At 61.2% G+C, this 5,090-nt stretch carries 5 protein-coding genes and 1 pseudogene; 1 reads left to right on the top strand and 5 read right to left on the bottom strand.

Translation table 11 applies throughout. The features are described from left to right. The 4 genes from ACIREA_RS26490 to ACIREA_RS26475 all read right to left on the bottom strand — a co-directional run. Nucleotides 1–2,403: FtsK/SpoIIIE domain-containing protein (locus ACIREA_RS26490; RefSeq protein WP_397385331.1), on the bottom strand; the 2,403-nt coding region annotated here is incomplete at its 3' end. Next, nucleotides 2,387–2,587 carry a hypothetical protein gene (locus ACIREA_RS26485; protein WP_397385330.1) on the bottom strand — a complete coding sequence of 67 codons (201 nt, stop codon included), beginning with the start codon at nucleotides 2,585–2,587 and terminating at the stop codon, nucleotides 2,387–2,389. The genes ACIREA_RS26485 and ACIREA_RS26490, both read right to left, overlap by 17 nt. A 140-nt stretch (nucleotides 2,588–2,727) precedes the next feature. After that, nucleotides 2,728–3,225: a hypothetical protein gene (locus ACIREA_RS26480; RefSeq protein WP_397385329.1), complete on the bottom strand. Its 498-nt coding sequence runs from the start codon at nucleotides 3,223–3,225 to the stop codon at nucleotides 2,728–2,730. A gap of 33 nt (nucleotides 3,226–3,258) precedes the next feature. Further along, nucleotides 3,259–3,516, bottom strand: coding sequence for a WXG100 family type VII secretion target (locus ACIREA_RS26475; protein WP_397385328.1), 258 nt, complete (start codon nucleotides 3,514–3,516; stop codon nucleotides 3,259–3,261). Between the two features lie 226 nt (nucleotides 3,517–3,742). Here ACIREA_RS26475 and ACIREA_RS26470 point away from each other — a divergent pair, with 226 nt between their 5' ends. Then, entirely contained in the window at nucleotides 3,743–4,456 is a 714-nt protein-coding gene (locus ACIREA_RS26470) for a hypothetical protein (protein WP_397385327.1), read from the top strand. Nucleotides 4,457–4,800: 344 nt separating this feature from the next. On the opposite strand, the pseudogene ACIREA_RS26465 reads toward ACIREA_RS26470, so the two are convergent. Then, nucleotides 4,801–5,090: pseudogene (locus ACIREA_RS26465) on the bottom strand (hypothetical protein); the annotation flags it as partial.

The following is a 5,090-nucleotide window of genomic DNA, read 5'->3' as shown; positions in this document are numbered from 1 at the left end:
GTCAATAATGAGCATGGCGCGCGGCATGGGCTCGGTGCCGCCGACGCGCTTGTAACCGGCGAGATCCTGCGCGCCGGCTTTGCGGAAGAGTTCGCCGCGCCGGCGAAGTTCTTCGTCGATGCGCTGGAGAACGCTCAATGCGAATTCGCGATCGCTTTCAATGGCGATGACTTTGGCGTGCGGCAGTTTGTTGTCCGCGTAGCACTTGAACTCGACGCCTTTCTTGAAGTCGATGAGGTAGAATTCCACCTCATCCGGACTGCAGGAGAGGGCGAGATTGGTGATGATGATGTGCAGCAGGGTCGATTTACCGGAACCGGTTTTACCTGCGAGGAGGGCGTGCTGCTTGGTGCCTTTGCCGATGGCGAGGTATTGCAGCTTGGTGGCGCCGGTGCGGCCGATGGCGATGCGGAGTTCGTTGGTGGTGCTTTCCGACCACATCTCCTTGGGGGTGACGACACTGAACGGGACCTGCACGCGGTTGGAGTCGATGCTGGCCTGGCCGATCTGATGGGCGAGATCTGCAGCGATGGCATCCGGCGGCGGGGCATCGAGTTCCAGGGTGCGAATGCCATTGAAGCTGACGACACCTTTTTCCCGCACGATGCGCAGGCAGTTTTTGCGCAGGTCTTCGGCGCTGAGTCCTTCAGGAAGCGGCTGGCGTTTATCCCAATGAATGAGCACAAAGACGCCGCAGCGTGCGCCGCTCATGACGATGCTTTTCAGACGCGCGATGGACGATTCATTGAAGGCGGCGGGCAGTCCGGCGATGACGAGGAAGTGGTACTTCTCCGCCACGCTGCCGGCCTGCTCATTGTACTCGGTGATGGTCGCGTACTCGTTGCGCAGGTACATCTGGATGACCTTTTCCACGTGCTCGTTGAGCTCGATGAGGCGCTCTTCGATCTGCTCACGCTGCGTCCAGATGCGGCGGTTGATGAGGGCGGGTTCGTAGTCGGCCAGGTGCATGAGGCCGGCGAAGTTCTGCCCGAGACCGACGGCGTCGATGATGGTGAAGTGAACCTTTCCGGGAGGTGACTGGGTGAAGAGACGGAAGATGACGTCGTTCATCACATCGGCCACCCACTTGCCGCCGTCGTCGTCGGTTTCGATGAGCAATGAACCCTCCTGCGGGAAGGAAAGCGCGAGAGGCAGGGTGATGCGCTCATGACCGCGCAGATCGAAGGGCGTCTCTTTGGCAAACAACGCCGCCTGGGCGCTGAGGTCCAGCTTCAGCGCACCGAAGCGCACGGCGTTTGGAAAGAGCTCATGCGGCTGGTAGGTGGTGGTCCAGGCTTCCAGCTTCGCGGTGGCGTCCTGCTCGATCTCTTCCACCGAGGCGAGCAGCGGGGGGATTTTTTGATTCCACTCGGCCTGCAGCTTGAACCAGCGCTGCTGTGCCGATGCCTGCATGGCGTGCATCGTGGCATCGTGCTGGTCATTGAGCTGCTGACGCTGCAGCATGAGGGGGCCGCTGACCTGTGCGATGGCGGCGGCTTTTTCCACCTCAAAGCGCTGCAAATTGCGGGCGAGGAGGTGCTCATTGCGGGTGAGGCAGGCGGGGATCTGCGAGGCAAGCCTGCGCAGCATGGCCAGGCGGTATTTCTCAGCGACTTCTTCCGTGCGGTTCCAGTCGGCGGTGACGAGCCCATCGGTGTGGTCATAGTCCGCCTGAAGCTGCGCGGCAGCGGCATCTTTGGCGGCATCCAGTTCCTGCAGGCAGGTCTCGTAATCCAGCACTGCGGCGCTGAGCTCCTGCAGATCCACACGCGGCTTGGAGAACATCTTGAACATGCCGGAGCTTTTGCCGGCGGCGAGCTGCTCTTCGAGGCCCTGAGCATGCCCTTCAATGTCGGTAATGCGGGCGGGGATGTCTGCCAGCGTGAGGCGGGTGTTCGGTGCGGGGGCGGTCTTGCGGCCGAGGCGTTCGCCGGTGGCCTTCAGCACTGCGAGAAGACGTTCTTTGGCGGCGGTGAGGCGCTCCAGCAGGGCGTCGGTGTTGTGATCAAGCTGCTGCAGGCCGCGTTTGCGAATGGCGTCTGCATGCACACGGCGCATCTGCTGGCGCCCGAGCCAGCGCTCGCGCTCCTTCTGCACCATGGCCTTGAGGTCGCGCTTGATGCGGTCCTCGTAGCGTTTGAAGGAAGTGGTGCGCAGCGCGTGGCGTTCGTGGATGGTCTTGACGTAATCATCCCACTGAGCCGCGACTTCGCTGACGGTGGTGCCGTGCTGCGCATCAAACGTCTCCAGCTGCTGGAGGTGGTTTTGTTCGGCGGTGTAGCGCTTGGAGCGGATTTCGCGGGCGATCTGCTCGCTGCGCGTGGCAAAGTCGCTGATGGTGTCACGCAGCGAGATGTGCAGGGAGGCAATGCGCGAGGAGCGGAGATCAAGGGAGCTGTTCACAGTCTTTGCGGATCTTTCGGAGCAGGTTTTCGAGTTCGTTGATCATGGCGCCGGTCTTGGTCATGAGACCGGGCAGCTGCTCAAGGTAGGTTTTTTCAAATTCCAGCGCCTTGGCGTCACGCCAGTGCACCTTGGTGGCATGCCACTGCTCCGAGAGTTCGCGGGCGTTTTGGATGAGATTCATGGGCCGGTAAGCAGTCGAGGATAAGCAGCAGGTGCTCAAACGTTAGGCTGGAAGTGGTGAACGGTAACGAGCGGGCGGTGGACGGTCAGAAGCAGGTGGCGGACGGCTGACAGCGGGCCAGCGGGGAGGCAGTCCGAGGATCAGGAGTCCGAACTCGCGGGAGGGGCCGGAGTTTCGTTGTAGGCCTGAAGTATTTTCTGAATTTCGACGAGGTAGGCCACGGCCTTGGCGAGATCGCTGTCGAGGTAGTCGCGCAGGGAGTCCGTTTTGCGCGCGAGCGGATCAATGGTGCGGTCGAAATCACGCCCCCATGCCTTGGTGCGGTCGAGCTTTGCCTGGGCCTCCTCGAGCGCGGCGCGGGCTTTCCGCACGGCCATCTGCTGGACGGTGGGATTGTCAATGAACTCGGACATGCGTGCGCTCATGAGCTCCTGCTGCGCCTGATCGAGCTTCTTCTGCCGCATGCGGATCTGCTGCTGCCAGTAGTTTGGCTGCTCGGTCTGCACCCAGCCGCGCGTTTTTTTCACCGCGTCCTGCACGGTGTCGAGCGTCTGGCGGGTCTTGTTGATGAAGACGATGAGCGCAACGCGAAAGGACTCGATGGAATCGAGATTCGAGATGCGTGCCTGGTCAGCCATGTTTCAGCAGTGCGTGGTTGGGGTGTTCCCAGCTCAGCGCTGGCTGAGGTATTCCTCAATGCGCTGCGCTTTGCGGAGGAGGAAGGGCGTGTGCTGCTCTGACATCTCCATGAAGCGCTTGATGGCTTTCATGGTGGTGGTGAACTCGGCGGCGAACTTCTCATGCTCGGCGTCCTGCCAGGTCTCGCCGAGGGCGGTGAAGCGGCTCTGCAGGGAGGCGGAGCGCTGCTGCATTTCCGTGTTGAAGCGTTTCAACTCCTGCGCGAAGCGCCGGACTTCTTCTGGATTCATGATTGCCTGAGCCATGCCGCAATGATGAAGTGAGAATGAAGATTGACGAATGGTTTTGCGACGAATTTGGCCGGCCCTGTGCCGTGACCGCCCGCGCCCAATGCAACTTTTGTCGCACTGCGGAATAATCTCGACACCGCAGGAGGAGAAGTGATAAAACGCTGCCATTCAACCAGAAGCGGCGCGGAGGCAGCACGCCGTGCTTCCAATCCGGCAACCCAAGGCGATGAAGATCTTCAACTACAACACGGCCCATGCGTTTGCGCGGCCGTCCATGCAGGGCTGGCTGGTGGTCTTTGTGTGCGGCTTCCTCACCGTGTGCATCATCGGGCTGGCGCTTTGCATCGGCGTGTGGCTGGTTTTCAAAGTCTTGAGACGGCTGCCTACGGTCACCCTCCCTGACTGGGATGTGACGGTGCTGTCCAACGCCGGCGTCGTCCTTCAAATCGCGGCGGTCTTTGGCGCTTTGCTGGCGACGGTGATGGTGCTGGATCTGGCGCGGCGCATGCGGCAGGAGGCCCGCGTCCCGGGGCATCATGCCATCATCGGTGACTATGAGCACTCGGCGTTTTACAAGACCTGGCATGCGCAGCCGGTGCTGCCAACGGGAAAGCCGGTGAGACTGAGCGCCTATGGCTTCGGCCCCACGAATGCGCAGGTGGCGCTGTGGCAGCAGTTCATCGGGAGGTATGATGAACTGATCGCCGCCGCCACGCGCTCATTGCTGGCGGAGGGTCATCCTTTGGAAGGATGTGAATCGGTCACGCTGACTCCGAGCGGCATCACGCTGACGCGGGATGGGCAGATGCACCTGGGCTTTGAGTTTGCCTCGGTGCCGGAGAACTTTTGGAAATCGGAGGCGGATGAACCTTACCCGACGGCCAGCTTCACCTCGGCGCTGGAATTGAAGAGCACGGAGTGGCTGAAGCCGTATGGGTGAACCACAGCGAATCAATGCGGCCTCGATAGCTATAGCAGTTCGCAAAACTCATGTCTGCTTAGCAGGCTGTTTCTTGATCGAGAATCGTGGGCTTCGACGGCGGCTGGCTGAGGACAGCCAGCCCTACCTATGTTGGCCATGCGAACGCCCAGCGCGAGGCAGGGCGGCTTATCCTCAAGCCGCCGCCGAGCGTCTCCACACTCGCTTTCCGGAAATCAGCTTCGCAAAATGCTCTACCGCCTTCGAGTATCTTGTGGTATGCGAGAGTCGCCGAGGACGGCGAAAGCGGTAGCTACGTTCGTGCCTCACTGCGCAACCGCAGTCCATATCAAACACCGCGTGGCCTAGTCCACATACAGCAAAGCATTGGAGCTGAGCAGCGCGTGGCACAAAGCGGTGAGGCCGAGGAAGGCGGGATCGGCGGGGGTTTTGGAGGCTGCGCCGAGCTGGACTTCGAGGGGGGTGGGATTGGCCTTGTAGTACTCGGTCTGGGCCTGCACGAATTCGACGCTCTGCTGCACATCGGACTCTGAGGGGGCTTTGCCATCAACGAGCTTGAAGGCGTAGCGGACTTGATCGGCGGTGTCTTTGCCGCCTTCGCTCTGCACGCGCTGGGCGAACTGCTGGGCATGCA

This window comes from Prosthecobacter sp. (assembly GCF_044373815.1).
GTDB lineage: Bacteria > Verrucomicrobiota > Verrucomicrobiia > Verrucomicrobiales > Verrucomicrobiaceae > Prosthecobacter.
The sequence above is the reverse complement of the archived record's forward strand: the minus strand, read 5'-3'. Positions and strand labels throughout refer to the sequence as shown.